This is a genomic window from Nostoc sp. UHCC 0252 (assembly GCF_034931145.1).
Taxonomy (GTDB): domain Bacteria; phylum Cyanobacteriota; class Cyanobacteriia; order Cyanobacteriales; family Nostocaceae; genus Nostoc.
The window spans coordinates 1-19,271 of the sequence record NZ_JAYGHE010000015.1 but is presented as its reverse complement, the minus strand read 5'-3'; the positions used below and the strand labels follow the sequence as shown (position 1 = coordinate 19,271).

Annotated in this window: 15 protein-coding genes and 1 CRISPR repeat array; of the genes, 5 read left to right on the top strand and 10 right to left on the bottom strand. The window is 41.8% G+C overall.

What is annotated here, in order from left to right; genetic code table 11:
• Nucleotides 1-118: 118 nt before the first annotated feature.
• Both VB732_RS11860 and VB732_RS11855 read right to left on the bottom strand, forming a co-directional pair.
• Nucleotides 119-412, bottom strand: coding sequence for a hypothetical protein (locus VB732_RS11860; protein WP_323231037.1), 294 nt, complete (start codon nucleotides 410-412; stop codon nucleotides 119-121).
• A 332-nt stretch (nucleotides 413-744) separates the two neighbouring features.
• A complete protein-coding gene (locus tag VB732_RS11855) occupies nucleotides 745-915 on the bottom strand; it encodes a hypothetical protein (protein ID WP_094344343.1) in 171 nt (56 codons plus the stop codon).
• Nucleotides 916-1,324: 409 nt separating this feature from the next.
• Between VB732_RS11855 and ald the strand changes: the two genes are divergently transcribed.
• Nucleotides 1,325-2,416, top strand: coding sequence for an alanine dehydrogenase (gene ald / locus VB732_RS11850; RefSeq protein ID WP_323231036.1), 1,092 nt, complete (start codon nucleotides 1,325-1,327; stop codon nucleotides 2,414-2,416).
• 326 nt (nucleotides 2,417-2,742) lie between these two features.
• A CRISPR array of direct repeats spans nucleotides 2,743-4,644; the repeat unit is 37 nt; unit sequence ATTGCAATTAAACAAAATCCCTATTAGGGATTGAAAC.
• Nucleotides 4,645-4,681: 37 nt separating this feature from the next.
• Here the strand turns inward: ald and dusB are convergent.
• From dusB to VB732_RS11830, 4 genes are all read right to left on the bottom strand, one after another.
• Nucleotides 4,682-5,737: a tRNA dihydrouridine synthase DusB gene (gene dusB, locus VB732_RS11845; protein ID WP_323231035.1), complete on the bottom strand. Its 1,056-nt coding sequence runs from the start codon at nucleotides 5,735-5,737 to the stop codon at nucleotides 4,682-4,684.
• A 77-nt stretch (nucleotides 5,738-5,814) separates the two neighbouring features.
• Nucleotides 5,815-6,612 (bottom strand): Rpn family recombination-promoting nuclease/putative transposase, encoded by a 798-nt coding sequence (locus VB732_RS11840; RefSeq protein ID WP_323231034.1) that lies wholly within the window; start codon nucleotides 6,610-6,612, stop codon nucleotides 5,815-5,817.
• 117 nt (nucleotides 6,613-6,729) lie between these two features.
• Complete coding sequence (locus VB732_RS11835) at nucleotides 6,730-7,149, bottom strand: hypothetical protein (protein ID WP_323231033.1); 420 nt, start codon at nucleotides 7,147-7,149, stop codon at nucleotides 6,730-6,732.
• Nucleotides 7,150-7,232: 83 nt separating this feature from the next.
• Nucleotides 7,233-8,090 carry an acyl-CoA desaturase gene (locus VB732_RS11830; protein ID WP_323231032.1) on the bottom strand — a complete coding sequence of 286 codons (858 nt, stop codon included), beginning with the start codon at nucleotides 8,088-8,090 and terminating at the stop codon, nucleotides 7,233-7,235.
• Nucleotides 8,091-8,262: 172 nt separating this feature from the next.
• Here VB732_RS11830 and VB732_RS11825 point away from each other — a divergent pair, with 172 nt between their 5' ends.
• Both VB732_RS11825 and VB732_RS11820 read left to right on the top strand, forming a co-directional pair.
• Nucleotides 8,263-9,492: a TetR family transcriptional regulator gene (locus tag VB732_RS11825; RefSeq protein ID WP_323231031.1), complete on the top strand. Its 1,230-nt coding sequence runs from the start codon at nucleotides 8,263-8,265 to the stop codon at nucleotides 9,490-9,492.
• A gap of 505 nt (nucleotides 9,493-9,997) precedes the next feature.
• Nucleotides 9,998-10,861, top strand: a complete 864-nt coding sequence (locus VB732_RS11820; protein ID WP_323231030.1) for an NmrA family NAD(P)-binding protein — start codon at nucleotides 9,998-10,000, stop codon at nucleotides 10,859-10,861.
• Between the two features lie 231 nt (nucleotides 10,862-11,092).
• Here VB732_RS11820 and VB732_RS11815 read toward each other — a convergent pair whose 3' ends face one another.
• Together VB732_RS11815 and VB732_RS11810 are read right to left on the bottom strand one after the other, a co-directional pair.
• The gene (locus VB732_RS11815; protein WP_323231029.1) at nucleotides 11,093-12,934 is read right to left on the bottom strand and encodes a DUF1565 domain-containing protein; all 1,842 of its coding nucleotides are present in this window, start codon (nucleotides 12,932-12,934) and stop codon (nucleotides 11,093-11,095) included.
• Nucleotides 12,935-13,351: 417 nt separating this feature from the next.
• On the bottom strand, nucleotides 13,352-15,625 hold the full coding sequence (locus VB732_RS11810) for a calcium-binding protein (RefSeq protein ID WP_323231028.1): 2,274 nt from the start codon (nucleotides 15,623-15,625) through the stop codon (nucleotides 13,352-13,354).
• A gap of 1,113 nt (nucleotides 15,626-16,738) precedes the next feature.
• Here VB732_RS11810 and VB732_RS11805 point away from each other — a divergent pair.
• Both VB732_RS11805 and thiS read left to right on the top strand, forming a co-directional pair.
• Complete coding sequence (locus VB732_RS11805) at nucleotides 16,739-17,854, top strand: thiamine phosphate synthase (protein ID WP_323231027.1); 1,116 nt, start codon at nucleotides 16,739-16,741, stop codon at nucleotides 17,852-17,854.
• Between the two features lie 89 nt (nucleotides 17,855-17,943).
• Nucleotides 17,944-18,156, top strand: a complete 213-nt coding sequence (gene thiS / locus VB732_RS11800; protein WP_323231026.1) for a sulfur carrier protein ThiS — start codon at nucleotides 17,944-17,946, stop codon at nucleotides 18,154-18,156.
• Here the strand turns inward: thiS and blaOXA are convergent.
• Nucleotides 18,153-18,773, bottom strand: coding sequence for a class D beta-lactamase (blaOXA, locus tag VB732_RS11795; RefSeq protein ID WP_416235739.1), 621 nt, complete (start codon nucleotides 18,771-18,773; stop codon nucleotides 18,153-18,155). The two genes, thiS and blaOXA, sit on opposite strands and share 4 nt — an antisense overlap.
• Before the next feature lie 18 nt (nucleotides 18,774-18,791).
• The gene (locus VB732_RS35965; RefSeq protein ID WP_416235738.1) at nucleotides 18,792-19,064 is read right to left on the bottom strand and encodes a hypothetical protein; all 273 of its coding nucleotides are present in this window, start codon (nucleotides 19,062-19,064) and stop codon (nucleotides 18,792-18,794) included.
• Between the last annotated feature and the right edge of the window lie 207 nt (nucleotides 19,065-19,271).

Genomic DNA, 19,271 nt, shown 5'->3' with positions numbered 1-19,271 from the left:
ACTACTCACACTTTTTCCTCACTTTACTTTTTATATACAAACAAACCACTTAGAGTTATGATTTATAACTCTTGTACAGACGCGATTGATCGCGTCTTATAACTCATACTCAGCTGTCTCAAAGAGGTGGTTTTCTCTTAGAAACGCTTAACATTGGTAAAGGCGCACTAGAAGAACGAGAGGGCAAATAATGTTGCACTACAGGCTCCTCTGGTAGAGGACGGCGCTGCTGGAAACGCCACAATTTAAAAGCTAGGGCTATGCCTGTTGTTCCTAAACCAAAAGCGAACAATGACCAGCTATCATTCAATCCGCCAATCAGGGCATCTATAGCGCCCATCGTCACCAATACACTGATTAGTGGCTCTTTTCGGTAGGTTGACTTCAAAAAACGAGGTAATACAGCATTCATCACAGCTTGGTTGGTTCCAGTTCAGCTTTTGTGTATATTTACATTTACCAAGAATACCTCACCCATAATTTGCCTTTCTCATCTAAGGCAGATACTACTTATGATTTTCTTTAGTAGGGTAGGAAGTATATTCATTAATCGCCTTGCGTATAGTAGTAGCAAGTTTATGATATTCCCATCAATAGTAGGTCTTTCGATTCCTCTCTTGCTTACATTCTAGGACAAAGTAGTTCGCTATCAATTAACAAAGTCAAAACCAACTGGTTGTTCCAGCTGGTTGAAACTCTTTTAACTACTAGCTTACAACTTCCATCTTCGGCTGGTTGGTGGCACTACTTCAGACCCAGCCATGATAGCACCCCTTGATTGGTGACATATTCAATCACCAGTAGCAAACCGAAGCCAATCATAGCTGCTCGACCATTTAAGCGTTCAGCATATTCGTTAAAGCCAAACTTCGGCTCTTCTAATTTAGGTGTAATCGTTGGTTGTGTTTGTGTCATTTTTAAGAAACCTTTTTTTCGGCAAACGGGACTTGATATGAGACTTCACAGCAGAAGTCGCGGATAAGCGCTAAAGGAATTGACTGGTTTTTTCCCTTAACCTTTACCTTACGCTTGGTAACTTATGAGTTAATTGCACCGCTTGAATACCAAGATGACTTGATAAATTCAGCAAAGGCTCCCTAGTAAGGAGCTATACAATTACTCTTTTAATAAATTGTTACTATTCTTTATATATTGTATAAACACTGGGGTAATAGTCAAGGGCTTGAGTTTGGGGCTACTCAGATTAAATTAAGAAACTTAGAACACAGATTAACTATCTCTAATACAGCTATCTGTAATAAGTCGGTAGCACGCTTGAGATTCGCAGGCTAGAGTTAAACAAAAAAATTATCAGAGGTTTTATATGGAAATCGGCGTTCCAAAGGAAAATAAGGATCAAGAATTTCGTGTCGGGTTAAGTCCTTCTAGTGTGCGGGTGCTGCGAGAAAATGGTCATAGCATCTTTGTCGAGACGCAAGCAGGTAATGGTGCTGGATTCTCAGATGAAGACTACAAAAGTGCTGGAGCCGAAATTGTCCCGACATCAGAGACGGCTTGGAATCGAGAATTAGTTGTGAAAGTCAAAGAGCCGTTGACATCTGAGTACAAATTTTTGCAGAAAGGGCAAATATTATTTACATATCTACATTTAGCCGCCGATCGCAAATTGACAGAGAATTTAATTGATTGTGGCACTTGTGCGATCGCTTACGAAACTGTAGAACAACCTGGTGCTAACAGACTACCCTTGCTCACACCCATGAGCGTAATTGCCGGTCGGCTAGCAGTACAATTTGGGGCGAGATTCCTAGAACGTCAGCAAGGTGGTAGAGGAGTTCTTTTAGGCGGTGTTCCTGGAGTTAAAGCAGGTAAAGTAGTAATTTTAGGTGGCGGTGTTGTCGGCACAGAAGCAGCTAAAATTGCTATGGGCATGGGTGCGATCGTGCAGATTCTAGATGTAAGTGTTGAACGCTTATCCTATCTAGAAACCCTCTTTGGTTCTAGGGTAGAATTCCTTTACAGCAACTCTGCTCATATTGAAGCCGCAGTCAAAGAAGCTGATTTGCTCATCGGTGCAGTTTTAGTATTAGGACGTAGGGCCCCAACATTAGTATCGCGTGAATTGGTTAAACAAATGCGTCCCGGTTCTGTAATAGTTGATGTAGCTGTTGACCAAGGCGGTTGTATCGAGACCTTACATGCCACGTCTCACACAAATCCGGTGTACCTTGAAGAGGGCGTGGTGCATTATGGCGTTCCCAATATGCCAGGAGCAGTACCTTGGACAGCAACCCAGGCACTTAATAACAGTACATTACCTTATGTCGTCCAGTTGGCGAATTTGGGAATTAAGGCGCTAGAAGTTAACCCAGCCTTAGCGAAGGGTGTGAATGTGCAGAATCATCGCTTGGTGCATCCGGCTGTGCAAGAGGTATTCCCTGACTTGGTAAATTAAGGTGTGCAAGGATTAGGCGTTCGCCTTTGGCGCACCGGAGGTGTTCGCTTATTTTAATAGAGTTAGCGATCGGTAATTAAACTAATTTTCTTGCCTTATGCGCGGATGGGTAGGTGTACAAAATGAGAAGGGGCAAAAAATGGCTGATGCTCCATCTATACAAAGCTTTCTGGGCAAAGAGTACTTTCAAACCATCCGCGCACCTTGTAGGGAGTGGCTTTCAGCGATTTACATCTTGTGCCCTGACTATTCGCTGTGTTATGATTCACTCGTTCGCGCAACTGCACCTTGAAAATTAAATACAACAAGGGTTTCAGACCCCAGCGATTGCAATTAAACAAAATCCCTATTAGGGATTGAAACCTGCAAGCTGCTCTTGGATGGCGCGGTACAAGTCGATTGCAATTAAACAAAATCCCTATTAGGGATTGAAACCAATTTATTATATATACGCGCATACAAGGGGCTAGATTGCAATTAAACAAAATCCCTATTAGGGATTGAAACAAATATTGCCAAATCTGAGGAATGGCTGCTAAGAAACATTGCAATTAAACAAAATCCCTATTAGGGATTGAAACTGATGAATCGGGGAGAGGCGAGACAGTAGTAGTAGATTGCAATTAAACAAAATCCCTATTAGGGATTGAAACTAATGAGTATATGTTAATCTAAGTATTGCGAAAAATTGCAATTAAACAAAATCCCTATTAGGGATTGAAACATCAATCAGCAATTGACTGGTGTAACGCGGAGATGAGATTGCAATTAAACAAAATCCCTATTAGGGATTGAAACGCAAAGACTATGATTCAGGGCACTCAATTCGGAAAATTGCAATTAAACAAAATCCCTATTAGGGATTGAAACAATGTCTGCATTTTTTAGTAATCATCTGGGTTGAATTGCAATTAAACAAAATCCCTATTAGGGATTGAAACAAAGTTGCAGTACAGGCAGTGTGGATATTAGCGAATTGCAATTAAACAAAATCCCTATTAGGGATTGAAACGACTAGTTGGAGGTGGTGAACTACGCCTATGCTCAAATATTGCAATTAAACAAAATCCCTATTAGGGATTGAAACATTCCGGTATATGAGGATGATTCAGAGGATGTTAAAATTGCAATTAAACAAAATCCCTATTAGGGATTGAAACGCGTAACCTTTAGAGCCTATTACTTGCATTTCAGGATTGCAATTAAACAAAATCCCTATTAGGGATTGAAACTCCACTCAGCATCTGCTCAAATTAGGTTTTTACTATTGCAATTAAACAAAATCCCTATTAGGGATTGAAACCTTTGAGTCCATACACTGGAAAATGCAAGGGTAGATTGCAATTAAACAAAATCCCTATTAGGGATTGAAACAGCCTTAAGGTAAATTCTAATTCAACAGTGCTTTATTGCAATTAAACAAAATCCCTATTAGGGATTGAAACCACTAGCAGCAGAAGACAAGGCTGAGTAGTCTTAATTGCAATTAAACAAAATCCCTATTAGGGATTGAAACATTCCTTTTGCGGCTAAAAATTCAGATACTAAAATTGCAATTAAACAAAATCCCTATTAGGGATTGAAACCCCCTAGAGCCTCCCTTCATGTTGGTGTGGTGAATTGCAATTAAACAAAATCCCTATTAGGGATTGAAACAAGATCGCTTACGACCAAGGCAGAGCGATCGCAAAACGAAAATTGCAATTAAACAAAATCCCTATTAGGGATTGAAACGCCGTGGGATAAGTTCTGGCATAATCCGCCGTCAATTGCAATTAAACAAAATCCCTATTAGGGATTGAAACCCAACTTATCAAGATATTCAACAATACCAATTTTCATTGCAATTAAACAAAATCCCTATTAGGGATTGAAACGGGCTGGTAGTGCAGATTCAGTGAATGGAACGCATTGCAATTAAACAAAATCCCTATTAGGGATTGAAACAATCATAGAGAAGATGATCCTTTTCTGACTTATGATTGCAATTAAACAAAATCCCTATTAGGGATTGAAACGCGGGAGCAAGGGGGCAAGGTTCTCTCAAGATACATTGCAATTAAACAAAATCCCTATTAGGGATTGAAACTTTACGATTAGTGATGTGCCCTGACAAGCAAATTGCAATTAAACAAAATCCCTATTAGGGATTGAAACGCTATTGGGATATTGCCCGTAGTGCATATCAAGTATTGCAATTAAACAAAATCCCTATTAGGGATTGAAACTTTTTTTGTGATCCTCCACTTTGGCTAGTTAAAGATATTAAAGCATTATCAAACTACCTTGTGTTTCTTCTTCAAGTTCATAACCATTAGCTAGTTTTTCAATTGCTTGATCAATCATTGCTAAACCTTGATCTACTTTTTCAACCAAACTTAGCTGTCCTCGGAGTTCGGCAGCACCGACGAAACCCTTAGCATACCAAGTCATGTGCTTACGGGCTTGACGTACACCGCGATCGCCTTTATATTCCCACAAGGCTTGTAAATGATCTCTTGCACATTCCAAACGCTGAATCGGGGTAGGGGTTGGTAATATCTCCCCAGTTTTCAGGAAGTGATCAATTTCTCCCACTAAAAACGGATAACCCAAAGTCCCACGAGAACACATCACACCATCAGCGCCAGTTTGCTCTAAACATTTCACCGCCGCTTCAACGGAAAAAATATCTCCATTCCCAATGACTGGGATAGAAAGCACCTCTTTTACACGAGTAATCCATTCCCAACGGGCATTGCCATTGTATCCTTGGGCGCGGGTGCGTCCGTGGACTGTGATCATTTTTGCCCCTGCATCTTCCATGCGCTTGGCAAAGTCGAGAATAGTAATTTCGTTGTCATTCCAGCCAATACGGGTTTTTACTGTCACAGGGACATCAACAGCTTTTACCACTTCTCGCACAATTGCCTCTGCTACTTCTGGTTGTCGCAACAACGAAGAACCACCACCATTTTTAGTGATTTTATTTACTGGACAACCCATATTAATATCTACAGTATCAGCACCTTCTGCAACTGCTTTAATTGCTGCTTCTGCTAAAAAATCTGGACGGCAATCAAATAGTTGAATACTAATTGGGCGCTCATTTGGATCTACCTCCATGATTATGGGTAGCTGCTTGACATAATGCAACCCTGTAGCATTCACCATTTCGGTATACATCATCGAATCTGGCGCATAGCGACGCACGAGACGGCGAAACACCATATCTGTCACCCCAGAGAGAGGCGACTGGAGAACCCGACTTTTTACCTCAAAGGAGCCAATCTTTAAGGGTTGGGAGAGTCTAGCTTGAAGAATGGGGGAGAGCGAAATCATATAAAAAAATTAAAAATTATGGGAATGGAAAATAACAGGATTATTTATGGGTATCTGTGAGTAGTGCTAATTGTAGGCTAGGTATCCTGACTTGGAGGCTGTTTTTGGATTTCTTGCTGAACTTCCTCTAAACTCAAACCTAATTCTTTTGCCATTTCTTCAAAACTCAATCCCAATCTCAACAACAAAGGTATCATTCTAAACTTTTCTTCATACGCTCCTTCTTGTTTACCTTCTTGATACACTTGTGTTTGTTTCAAATCACTTAACCCAAACATACCTTCAATCTCCTTTCGACTCATTGTCGGAAACTTGTAAACTAATATTGTCTCTATCAATTCTAGTAACTGCCGCCGTTGTGGTTCGATGTTGATTTCTTGCTGAGTTCTCTCTATTAACTGCCTTGCAGCAATAATTGCTGTCTCCTCTTCATCGACCACTAATTTCATCGTAGCAATTCCAACTGGCAATGATGCAGTTTCACCTAATTCATTAAGATAAATACGACTGATGCGCCCACTTGTGAAAAATTCACTGTAATTCTTGATATCTGATGTATCTAAACTGCGATTGGGATAGATAACTACTCCTCGCCAAGAATTTTTAGGCTTATTTTGGCGTAAGTATAAAGAAATTTCTGAAAATAAGCGCGAATAAATTTCTGTGTCAGTTTGGAACTGGACTTCAACAAAGTAAATCGGATTTTCTTCCCCTTGTGTTGGAAAAAAAACACCATCTATACGGAATGCAGTTTGCTTAATTTCAATTGAAGAGAATTTATAAGCGTCTGCCGTTTGGGGTGAATTACCAATTAACTCAAAAAAGATGCTAGGAAGTTCTTGAAAAAGGCGGTAAAAAATGCTGTCGGTTTTCACGCTTGATACATTGCGGTGATTTAAACCGTTAGATTTTACCGTGAAACAGCTAGTAACAGATTATTTAATTAGACTTAAGAAAATAAATTGAGGGCAATTTCAGTTATATATGTTATGTCAATTTGCAGGTAGTGTACTACGCCACTCTTTCAATACAAGACTAGACCATAGCAAAAAACCTATCAGTAACAGTCCCATAATTCCATCCAACCAAATTAGGCTATGCATTTTCAAAGACATGGGAGTAACCATTGGGAAGAGATAATGGACTGGACTGGAGATACTAGTGATTGAGTATAAGGCTAATAAAAAGTGCGCCAACCAAAACATGCCTTTGGCATAAAACCAATATCCTAAAAGTCCTACTGGAGTCATCACAATCACAGTGCTAATTACTCCAACAGAAGTAAACCACTGGGGGCCAGGATATCGACTCAAAAATAATGCATTATCTATGTAGTGTAGCCAAGTAGAAATGAGGTTGAGTGTGATGATAGCTAGCAGAATCGTCTGGCGAAAGCTAGAAGTATTGATCATGATGCAAATATGCAAGTAATAGCTTATTAAGCCGACTACGAAAAGCAATCGGCATAACAAATTCATGATAATTTAGTTGCAATTTAGCCGTTATTTGCACCTTGAGGGGGACGTGAAACAACTTTTTTGGCTAAACCTAAAGTCTGCAAAACTTGGATGCTCCACCAAGTAACATCAATCTCCCACCAAGACAACCCAGATTTCGCCATGTGGGGATAAGTATGATGGTTATTGTGCCATCCTTCTCCATAGGTGACGATAGATACCCACCAAAGATTACGAGCGCCATCATCAGCATCAAAGGTGCGATAACCCCACAGATGTGATGCTGAGTTCACAAACCAGGTTGAATGCCAAAGCAAGACGCACCTGAGAAACACTCCGTAGAAAACAAAAGGCCATCCTCCTAATGCATATAGGAGCAATGCGAAGGGTATTTGCAATAGCAAAAAGTAGCGATCCAGCCAGCGATAAAAGGGTTGCCTTGCTAGGTCAGGAGCATATTTTTTATAGGTGTCATAGTCAAAAAATTCTGGACGCGGGTAGAAAATCCATAGTATATGGCTCCACCAAAATCCTTTTTGGGCAGAATAGGGATCTAGATCAATATCTTCCGTGTGGGCGTGATGCTGGCGGTGTCCACCTACCCAAAAAATTGGCCCACCTTGCAAAGCCAGCGCTCCAATGAGGGCGATCGCATACTCTAACCACTTGGGAACTTGGAAACTCTTATGGCTCAGTAGTCGGTGATATCCCAAGCAAATACCAATGCTCCCGAATAACCAGTGCAGAAACACTAGCAAACCTAATGCTGGCCAGGAGAAAAACCAAGGAGCCAGAAGTGCTAAGGCATGAAATACACCAAAAAATACCACATTTATCCACCTGAGTTGAGGTGAATTGCCTCTCTCAGGAGCGATCGCCCCAAAATTTGCGGTCATAAAAATTCCTGTTAATGGATGATCAAGCAATTTGCTTTTTCTTAGGCATAATCCCACAGAGATTTACCCGCTCTGTATACTAGTTCGTTACAGTAGCGTAAAGCAAGTATCACTTACATTTGTTATGCTAGCAGAAATCTGATATCCGTGCAAGTGCCACTTGCATTTATTTATGTCGTCTCAACTTGTTTCCACTCGTCAACGCCTGATTCAAGCTGCACTTGAGTTGTTTTCTGCTCACGGAGTCAGCGCTACCACAACCCGCCAAATTGCTGAAAAAGCCGAAGTTAATGAAGTGACTCTATTTCGGAATTTTGGCAATAAGCATGGACTGCTTTTGGCTGTGCTGGAAGAGTCCGCAGCTTTCAAAGATTTAGGTGAGTCGCTGGTGCGGCGGGCAACGCCTCCCGGCAATGTCTACCAAGCTCTGAAAGATTATGCAAGTGACACTTTACATACATTAGAACGAGTGCCAGAGTTCGTCCGGTCTGTGGTGGGTGAAGCCGACCAATTCCCGGCAGAAAACCGCCGCGCCCTGGGCAGGGGAGTAACAGAGGCAAATCGTTATGTAGCTCAGTATTTAGCTACTGTAATCCAGCAAGGGCACTTAAATACCTACTTACCGGCAGAAAAATTAGCCAGTTTGCTAAATGGGATGATTTTGGGATATGCCGTAATTGAGTTCACCAGCGAATTTCACGAACTTTGGGAGGATCGCGATGATTTTCTGGAGAATTTGGTGGAGTTGTTTTTACATGGAGCCATGTCATCTTCAGCAGAATCAGCAATAGACTCCTTACAAAGAGGCTTCATCACCACAGAAGTAGCTGATTTGCCTGCTAGTTTAGTCCACGAAATTCTGCAACAAGCAAGGAAATTGGGAATACGAGATTATGCCTTGGCTTATGTGTTATTTGGGGCTGGGTTATCTGCCACGGAAATAATTAGCTTGGAGCGATCGCACCAAATCTATGATACTCAAGGGCACTTTTTGCAAATTACAATTCCAGGGTTTGTCCGTCAAGTGCCTGTGAATCAGTGGATTTTGGGCAAACGCTACGGCTCTTTTACCAATAATCCCTTAATCAAATGGCTGAAAAGTCGTAAAGATGCTCAAACAGCCATGTTTTTGAATGAAACAGGCAAACCGCTCTCAGAATCAGAGCTTGAGACACGTTGGCAAGTATGGAGTGAGGGGCTATTAACTCCTCAAGGACAAACGCCAGCGATCGCCCAAGCACAACAAACTTGGCGCGTAGAAATGTTGATGCGGGGGATTACTTTGGAAAACCTGATTATTTTAACAGGTTGCGATCGCTCTCAATTACAACCTTATGTCCGCCGAGCCAAAGAAAAAGCCGCCCTAGAGCAAGCTACCCGTTTGGATCATAAGCCGGGATAGGGAGTGGGGAGATAAGGAGCCAGTGAGCGAATAATTCGTAATTCGTAATTCGTAATTAAGAATTCATTAGAATGATGCATTTAAATGATTAAGGTAAAACAACAGAGGTTTCTTTACCATTGTTGTTTGCACCATTCAAGATTGTAGCTGTACTCTCAGATGGGGATTGGGTGTTGCTCGAACGGCGTGACCTTTTGTAAGAGTGCCTGTCTATCGCGCTTCGCGCACCACATAAGTAGGTCGGCGTAAATAATTATTGTTGCAATAAGGCAGGGAGCAGGGAGCAGGGAGCAGGGGGAGAAAGAGTTTGAGCCTTATTTACTTTTGTTTACATAGTTTGATTTTATTGCACCGACTTACTTAAGTAAGTTCAGTAAGCAAATACCAACTTCTGACCCTAAGTTGGCAACTGGAGTTTAGACTAAATATAAATAGTTGGGCTGCTTGAGTGCAACACTGCACTTTTCCTATACTTCTTCCATACCTATCATTCTTGATTTTTCCCATGCACATCATTCTTGGTGGCAATGGTCATGTTGGTTCTGCTGTAGCACAAACGCTGTTATCACAAGGTGAGCCAGTAACCATTGTCTCACGCAGTTCTGCGTCTATTCCTGAATGGCAGAAGCGCGGTGCGATGGTTGAGGTTGTAGACGTGCATAATACCGTAGAACTACGCCGCGTGTTTGCAAAGGGTAAACGTCTTTTCCTGCTTAATCCACCTGCTAACCCGGCGACAGACACAGATGTTGAAGAAAGAAAAAGCTTGGCATCCATTCTGGAAGCGATAACAGACTCTGGCTTAGAGAAAATCGTTGCCGAATCCACTTATGGAGCGCAGCCCGGTTCTCAAATTGGCGATTTGGGAGTGCTTTACGAAATGGAGCAGCAACTCGCCGCCCAGTCCATACCATTTAGTATCATCCGCGCTGCCTACTATATGAGCAATTGGGACTTATCTCTACAATCAGCTAAACAGGATGGCATAATCCATACCTTCTTTCCAACCGATTTTGCATTGCCGATGGTAGCCCCACGCGATATTGGTCAGTTGGCAGCGCGTTTGATGACAGAGCCAATAAAGAATACAGAGCTACACAACATCGAAGGGCCAGAAAGATATTCTTCGCTCAACGTTGCACAAGCATTTGCCAAAGTTTTACAAAAACCAGTCGAGGTAGTGGAAACTCCGCGTGACCAGTGGATAAAGACAATGCAGAATATGGGATTTTCAAACGCAGCAGCAGCGTCTTTCTCTAACATGACAACCCTTGCGATCAAAGGAGAGATGCCACCCCACAACCTTGTTACACGAGGAGTAGTTTCATTAGAGAGTTACATAGCAGAACTAGCGCATTCTGTTGTTTAACTCATCGCTCTTTCAAACAAGAATACGATCGCTAATTCAACTTATGCTCAAGTGCGATCGCGCAAGCACTGCCTAAGATTAGCCAAATTATACTGCTGGACAAATTGATTTCGCTGTTGTTGGGCTTTTTTGCGACGCTGCTCTACCCGTTAAAGAGCGATCGCCCTTACATCAAAATTCAAAATTGAGGAAAAAGACTGGAGGGGATGTAAATCTTTCCCCTTTGCCCAATTAATTCAACGGCTCGACAATGGCTCTTAAACCATTGCTAGAAAGTGTTTTGAGCATTTCTTTAGCGTTATATTCACTGCTAAATACCCCTGCTTGCATAACTCTTTGACCTTCCCAAACTGTGGCAAACGCACCAGGAGCAAGCGATCGCACCAAATCTTGATCTCTTTCAGTGAAGAGTGGAACTACCACACGATAACGAATACCGAATTGTGTTGCAGAGTTACCGCCATAAGGAATACTTGCAGAACTTGTTTGCATATTCCGAGCATTACCAATAGGGATATTCTGATCAGGAAGTGGTAAAAGTGCTGAAGCACCTGGGGTAGAAGTTTCTAGTATTGGTAATGGCTGCTGTGTTTGATTCCTTGTGCTGGTAACTGAATTGGATGGGTACTCAGGGGCAGTAAACTCGATGGTATTAGGATCAATCCGCACATAATTTAACTGTGGTGTATTAGGCGGCTGTGCTGGGCTTGAAGTTGCAGGTATTTGTCTAGCCGATAAGCTGCTTGGAGTCGGAAATCCAGCAACTTTAGAGATAGGTGGTTGTTGATTGGATATAGGGGTGGAAAGTGGTACATTCGCTGGCACTAGTGGCAGCAGTTGAGTGTTTAATTTTGCAGAAACAGGATTATTGGCTGAAACGCTGTTGCTGGTTTGCTCATTGGTAGTTTCAGAGATTTCAGGAGCCGAAAAGGTGATTTCACCGTTTGCTGGTATTTCTCGCAACACATTGTTGGCAGCAGGTTGAGAATTTTGTGCTGCTAGTGCTATTGTCCCGTTAATATCTACTTTGCCAGTGATGCGATCGCTCACAAGATTGTTACCAGCAGCAGAAATTAACTCTTTAGCAGCGCTGGCGTTAATATCGTAGCGAGCATTATTTTGGAATTGATTACCCCCAGGTTCCGATGCACTACCCAAATCTGGCATTGCTTGAGCGATCGCAACTAAACCATCTTCTTTATTATCTTGAATAATATTATTCCGTAAAATCGGGCGAGCTTTCGCCTGCACGACAATTCCCGATCTATTGTTCTGAATTTGATTGCTTATAATTACAGGAGCGGCATTTTGAGCAATATTAATGCCAAAACCCGTTTCGTGAAAGATATTCTCCTTGACTTGGGGACTGGAATTCCCGGCAATTGTGATGCCATTGGCTCCGTTGCGATCAAAATAATTCTTGGTAATAGTGGGTGCGGCATTACCACAGACAGAAATTCCATCTTGGGTACTACCAGTAAATGTATTTTCCGCGATTACCGGATCGCTAGATTCAATCCATAAACCGTAACCCCGGCGATTAGGGTTTGTCACCGTTACCCCAGTCAGCAAGGCTTGGGTTGCTCCCACAATTGTGACATTTTGACCGGCAAAGCTGCGGCTCAGGTAATCACCACCTCCCTGAATGATAATATCCTTACCTTGATTGCTAGGGTTGCCTTGAATTGAAACACCCGGTTTCAGCATTAAGGGGAATTCCTCTCCTGTATCGGCGCTATAAGTGCCCGTGGAGAGCATAACTACAGTATTGGCGTTAGCTAATCGTAAAGCTTGAGTAATGGTTTTCACAGGAGCGGATTCGCTACCATTGCCTGCGCCGTCGTTTCCACCATCGGGGTTGACAAATAGCACGTTAGCCTGAGAATTTTTGGTGTCACTTAAAGGTGCTGAATTTGGTGTCAATGGAACTTGAGCGATGCCTCCGGCGAGCTCCGCTAACGCACTACCCAGGAACGCCATACTTGTGGCTCCCACGCTGACGGTAAAAGATAATACTGATAAGCTAAAAAATAAAAGCCTTGCTGATTCTATAACCCTTAGATTTGCAAGCATAATATCTACCCTACGGTACCTAGAAAACACACAACAGTGAATCATATTTAACACGGAAATAATAAATTTTTATATTCTTAGGGAGTATGATGTCAATAATATTACTCATATCTTGAACGATTGGCGATATTTAATACAGAGTAATAAACGATATCCCTCTTCTGGCACTTTCCGAGTATTATAAATAAAAGAATCAAAAGACAAAACTAGCCCGCCGTAGACATCGCAACTAAATTTGGAATTATTTCACAAAATTGCGTTGCTCTTCAATATCTCCTCAAAAGAACCGCATCTAAATCATTCATTTTATTTGAGAAGTCAGATATCTAAGCCTCTCGATTTTCATACATCAAATAGGATTGCTACATCTGTTGCTAGTGTTGACTTTCGCTACCACCAGATATTGTTTAGCAGTCCTTAAACAACCGCAAAATTGTTATTAGTGAGTAATGCTCCACTATATATTTGCGCGAATTGTACCTGAGTAAATCCACTAGCACTGCCATCTTGGTCGAAATACAGCGCACCTGTAGTCAAATCATAGATAAATCGCTGATCGCTTGTCGTTGCCGATGATCCCAGGCTAAACTGACTTGTCTGAAGTGAACCTGCTAATAACCCACCACCAAAACCAGCCGCAGATATCTGAATCAATTCATTAGTCGCGTCAAAGTCATAAAGACTATCAACACCTTCAGTTAAACTATTGAAGACAAAAATATCATCACCGCCATATCCATAGATGACATCATTACCACTACCACCTATCAGGATATCGCGGACAACACCACCATAGATGGTATCATCACCAGCACCACCATCAAGGGTGTTATCGCCTAATGCACTATAGGCGGAAAGTTCGTCATCGCCATCGCCACCATCAAGCAGGTTATTGCCTGTTGAATAGTCAGCATTCAAGCTATCATGACCAGCACCACCATAGAGAGTATTATCGCCTGATCCACCGACAACGCCATAAGCATTACGATTATAATCGTAGTACCTGTAGCCAGAAGCTGAAAGAGAGTCATTACCATCGCCACCATCAAGCAGGTTATTGCCAGTTGAATAGTTAGCATTTAAGTTATCGTCACCAGCACCACCATAGAGGGTGTTATCGCCTGATCCACCGCTAACTCCATAACCACTACCAGAGTAGTACACGTAGCCAGAAGCGGAAAGATAGTCATTGCCACTGCCACCATCCAGCAGGTTATTGCCTGTTGAATAGTCAACATTCAAGGTATCATTACCAGCACCACCCTTGAGGCTGTTATTACCTGAAGCACTAATTCGGCCATATATTCCGTAATTGCCAGAAGCAGAAAGATAGTCATTGCCATCGCCACCATCCAGCAGGTTATTGCCAGTTGAATAGTTAGCATTCAAGGTATCGTCACCAGCACCACCATAGAGGGTGTTATTGCCTGATGCACTGACAACGGTATAAGTAGTACCTCTGTATTCATTAGAAGAGTACAAATAGGCATAGACGGAAAGAGAGTCATTGCCATCGCCACCATCTAGCAAGTTATTGCCAGTTGAATAGTTAGCATTCAAGGTATCGTCACCAGCACCACCGGAGAGGGTGTTATTGCCTGATGCACCAACAATGTCATACAAAGTGACAAAACCACCGTAGTAGCCATAAACGTAGCCATAGGCGGAAAGAGAGTCATTGCCATCGCCACCATCTAGCAAGTTATTGCCAGTTGAATAGTTAGCATTCAAGTTATCATTCCCGGCACCACCATAGAGGGTGTTATTACCTGATGCACCGATAATGGTATGAAAGGAGTCGTACTCGTCGTAGCGATAGTAGTAATAGTAGCCAGAAGCGGAAAGAGAATCATTGCCATTGCCACCATCCAGCAGATTATTGCCTATTGAATAGTTAATATCCAAATAATCGTCACCAGCATTGCCAAGAATCGTATCACTGCCACCACTCCCAACAATATAGTCATCGAAGGCTGTACCTATGACGTTTAATTGTTCAATATTCTTGTAGCTTACTTGATTCGTACCTGCTGCAATCGAGCCTTGTTTATTGGTATCATCGTAGGCTGAGGTAATTCCAGCGTGAGCATTGCTGTAATCAACAAACAAGTAATCGTTACCTGTCTCCCCATCAACGGTTTGAGTCACGAGGGAAGAGGGTGCAGTATCCGAGACATTAGTATAGAAGTAGTCATTGCCATCACCGCCATAAAGGGTATTTGCACCCTGGACTCCATAAGCGTAAAAATAATCGGTACCACTTCCACCTGAAATTGTATTGTTGCCAGTAGAATAACTAATTTCAAGGTAGTCATTACCTGCATCCCCACTAAGGTTGTTATTCCCAGAAGAATAAAAGATACTTAGATAATCATTATCAGCACCACCCTTCAAGGTGTTCTTTCCAGAAGAATAGGAAGCATTAAGTCTATCGTTCTCAGAGCCACCTTCTAAGGCATTGTTCCCAGAAGAAGAAGATACATCTAAAGAATCCTTCCCACTTCCGCCTTTGAGGGTATTATCTCCAGCAGAACCAGCAGCATTTACAGTATCATTCCCAGCGCCACCATCTAAGATGTCGTTGCCTCCGTTACCATTTATGTAATCATTACCCGCAAAGCCTTTGATAATGTCATCCCCAGTTGTGCCAACGAGGGAATCATAACTGTTAGTGCCATTGATATTTGCCATAATTCTTAGGTAAGCGAATATGTTGAAGTTTTCAGATTGCAGGTGATTCTGTTTTAGGGCATTTTTGAATTTGAATTACCTTAGCCCAATACTTGTTGGTTAAGGGACAAAGAAAAAGCATTAAACCTTTTCCCCAAAACAATTCTGAGGTGAAAATGCAAAACACCGAGCAGTATAGTTTTAAGGTGTTTCCAAATAAAAATATCCCCAATTTACTTATGAGTGAAATGCGTATTTCCACCCGCTCAATATTTTAGGCAGGTAGAATTGCCACCCCACAAGATGCATAATTTATTTCTTGGACGTTCCTAATGCTTGTCTGACAAAGAAAGATACTTTTACGCTTCCATTGGGAATGTTGCGTGACAGTATTTAGCATGGAGGTAGGGAACACTTAAATAACCTCGCAGTAACATCATACTGTGTATTTACTGAAGCTTATCTTGCATTAGGCAGTAACTTTACATACTCTTTACATTCACATTATATATAGAACATCTACTCTGTATTGGCTTATATTGCCAATACATTGTCCAATTTACGAGGATTCGCATAAAAAACCTACATAATCAATAGCTTGGACAAGATATCTTTACTAGACATCTCTAAAAATCAATGTAGAGACGTGGCACATTCCCGTTCACGGAGTAAAAATTGAATAAAATTAAGTAGCTTTTAAAAGGTCGTCTTATCAAAAGAATCAGATAGGCAGGGCAAAAGAAAGAACTTTTTTGTCCTTATGAGCAGCAACAACAGCTTTTGTCAAAAATTCTATAGGAATCAATTACTTGGCTTAGTAGGGAAGAGGCAAAAGGCAAGAGAATTTTAGAAGATTAAGATGTAACGAGTTTTTTGAAAATAAAATAGGAGTCCTATAGAAAGTTGCGTATAATTTGCCCATTGTCTATTTTCGAGTGTATCCGCTCTTACCAGTCCTTTGTAAGCTTGTCATTTACCCTAAAATACTTGACTAACCTTAGTGCAAAACTGTAGCCTCAAACTACCCTTATCACTGCTTATAAGAACATGGGATAATTTATCGTAACTCTAACTACTAGATTTTTTTGCGTAGATTCCGCCAAAATTAAGTAAAAAAAGCAAATTAATTAACTTATGGTTACTAGGATTTATGATAATTCACATTTTGATGAAAGTACTAATGGGGTTGTTGTAATGGTCGAGCCATACAGCCAAAAAGAGCAAGTACAACAAGTTGTCTACCGCATTTTAGATGCCAATTTAGACCGCGCTCGTGAAGGCTTACGAATTATTGAAGAATGGTGTCGCTTTGGCTTGAATAGTGCCCAGTTAGCTCTTGAATGCAAGCGCCTGCGACAAGAATTAGCCAAGTGGCATACCCCAGAATTACGGGCGGCGCGAGATACACCAGGTGATGCGGGGACTGAGCTAACCCATCCGCAAGAAGAAGAACGAGCTAGTATAAAATCGGTATTGCAAGCTAACTTTTGCCGTGTCGAAGAAGCCTTGCGGGTGTTGGAAGAATATAGCAAGCTAACCCAACCAAATATGGCTAAAGCTTGTAAGCAGATGCGCTATCAGGTTTATACCCTAGAAAGTAGTTTAATGGGTCATCAGCGCCATCAATTGTTGTGGCGATCGCGTTTGTATCTTGTTACTTCCCCACATGAAAATTTGTTGAATAACGTAGAAGCTGCACTCAAAGGTGGATTAACGCTTTTACAATACCGCGATAAAACCGCCGATGATTCTTTGCGTCTGGAACAAGCCAGAAAACTCCGGCAATTATGCCATATCTACGGTGCTTTGTTTATTGTTAACGATCGCGTGGATCTGGCTTTAGCTGTCGATGCAGATGGGGTGCATCTAGGACAACAAGATATGCCCATTTCTGTAGCTCGGCAATTACTCGGTTCGCAGCGTCTGATAGGTATGTCTACCACAAATAAAGAAGAAATGCAAGCAGCAATTGCTGAAAGTGTGGATTATATCGGCGTAGGGCCAGTTTATGAAACTCCCACGAAACTAGGTAAGGTAGCAACAGGCTTAGAATATGTCAGCTATGCAGCCAAAAATTGCTCAATTCCCTGGTTTGCGATTGGGGGGATAGATGCTAATAATATCAATGATGTGATCGATGCTGGAGCCGAACGTGTAGCAGTAGTGCGATCGCTCATGCAAGCCGAACAGCCTACCCTAGTAACACAATATTTGCTCTCCCAACTCAATCGCATTAAACCAGAACTTTAAAAGAGTCATTTGTCATTAGTCATTTGTCCAAAGTAAGTAACCAATACCTAATACCCCACTCCCCACTCCCTATTCCCCACATATATAATATGTCTAATGAGATTACGATTCAGGTAAATGGGGAAACCCATAGCTGCCCAGTTGAAACTTCTTTACCCCATTTGCTCCAAGAGTTGGGTTTTAACCCCCGGTTGGTGGCTGTAGAATATAATGGCGAAATTCTCCACCGCCAGTTTTGGCCGGAAACGAAAGTGCAACCAGGCGATCGCTTAGAAGTGGTAACTATTGTTGGTGGTGGTTAGTTTATATGAGCTAGCAAACCCAAGTCCTTGAGGCTACTGCGGGTAATCTCAATGCGGGCGGGTGCATCCTCTACTTTATCCATATCAAGGGTGGTTGCAAAAAAGTACACGTTTTTGTTTTGCTCTAAATAACCCACGAACCAACCAACTTGTGGTTTGCTAGTCGTTAACCATCCCGTCTTTCCTCGCAGCGTGTAGTCTGGAGTTTGTTCACGGATCATAATGTCTTTGACAAGATTTATTGTCCGTTGAGAGAAAGGCAAATCGCCTTGATACAACCGTTGCAAAAACTTAATTTGCTCTTGGGGTGTAATTTGCAATATCTTCTGTTCTAGCCAAAAACGATCAATGTCTGCGGCGGTTCCAATTTGACGATTTCCGTAAGCTACTTTATTAATAAATTGCTGCATCCGTTCATATCCAGCCCTACGCGCCAGCACTTGATAGAACCAAACAGTTGAATCTTTAAAGGCTTGACGCAAATTTGTATCATGATTCCAGGCATCAATGTCTCGGTGAATTCCATCCCAAGTCAGAACCGCCACATCATTAAGAACTACACCTGTTTCTAAAGCCACTAGCGCGTTAAAAATTTTGAATGTCGAAGCTGGAGCGATGTCTACGACGGGCTACGCCTACGCAGTTGCATTACGTTTAGGATTATGTTCATAAATGCGATTATTTTTGGAGTCGTAAATCAAGATTGAGCCTTCACGCCCAAATTCTTGAAAGTGTCGCCCAAAATTTGGCGCTTTCACAGCAGGACGTTCAGATGAGGTTGAAGTCGGTTGAGCCAGAACATGCATTGTCTCAAAGGTGACAGCTACACATCCAATGATTGTAAATATAACAGCTTGCATTCGGTAACGCCGAAGAGATTGCCATATACGAAACAATATATTTTTCATTGCATATTTAATAGAATCACAAACGAGATCCTACACTGTAATCTTGCCCATTTGTGGAGGAACACGCAGCTATACAGCGTTTTTCAGGTAAATGAAGTATACGGGTAGGGGCGCAGGCAATGTTGTGCCCCTACGCAAGATATTGGTGATAAGTTTAGTAGGTAATTTGTGTTTTTTGAGGTTGTAGGTTTGTGAAGATGGGATGAT

Coding starts and splice junctions, on each gene's coding strand:
- VB732_RS11820 (WP_323231030.1), top strand. CDS start 9,998: ATGCACATCATTCTTGGTGGCAATGGTCATGTTGGTTCTGCTGTAGCA.
- VB732_RS11860 (WP_323231037.1), bottom strand. CDS start 412: ATGAATGCTGTATTACCTCGTTTTTTGAAGTCAACCTACCGAAAAGAG.
- VB732_RS11835 (WP_323231033.1), bottom strand. CDS start 7,149: ATGATCAATACTTCTAGCTTTCGCCAGACGATTCTGCTAGCTATCATC.
- VB732_RS11815 (WP_323231029.1), bottom strand. CDS start 12,934: ATGCTTGCAAATCTAAGGGTTATAGAATCAGCAAGGCTTTTATTTTTT.
- VB732_RS11855 (WP_094344343.1), bottom strand. CDS start 915: ATGACACAAACACAACCAACGATTACACCTAAATTAGAAGAGCCGAAG.
- VB732_RS11810 (WP_323231028.1), bottom strand. CDS start 15,625: ATGGCAAATATCAATGGCACTAACAGTTATGATTCCCTCGTTGGCACA.
- VB732_RS11805 (WP_323231027.1), top strand. CDS start 16,739: ATGGTTACTAGGATTTATGATAATTCACATTTTGATGAAAGTACTAAT.
- ald (WP_323231036.1), top strand. CDS start 1,325: ATGGAAATCGGCGTTCCAAAGGAAAATAAGGATCAAGAATTTCGTGTC.
- dusB (WP_323231035.1), bottom strand. CDS start 5,737: ATGATTTCGCTCTCCCCCATTCTTCAAGCTAGACTCTCCCAACCCTTA.
- VB732_RS11825 (WP_323231031.1), top strand. CDS start 8,263: ATGTCGTCTCAACTTGTTTCCACTCGTCAACGCCTGATTCAAGCTGCA.
- VB732_RS35965 (WP_416235738.1), bottom strand. CDS start 19,064: ATGAAAAATATATTGTTTCGTATATGGCAATCTCTTCGGCGTTACCGA.
- VB732_RS11830 (WP_323231032.1), bottom strand. CDS start 8,090: ATGACCGCAAATTTTGGGGCGATCGCTCCTGAGAGAGGCAATTCACCT.
- thiS (WP_323231026.1), top strand. CDS start 17,944: ATGTCTAATGAGATTACGATTCAGGTAAATGGGGAAACCCATAGCTGC.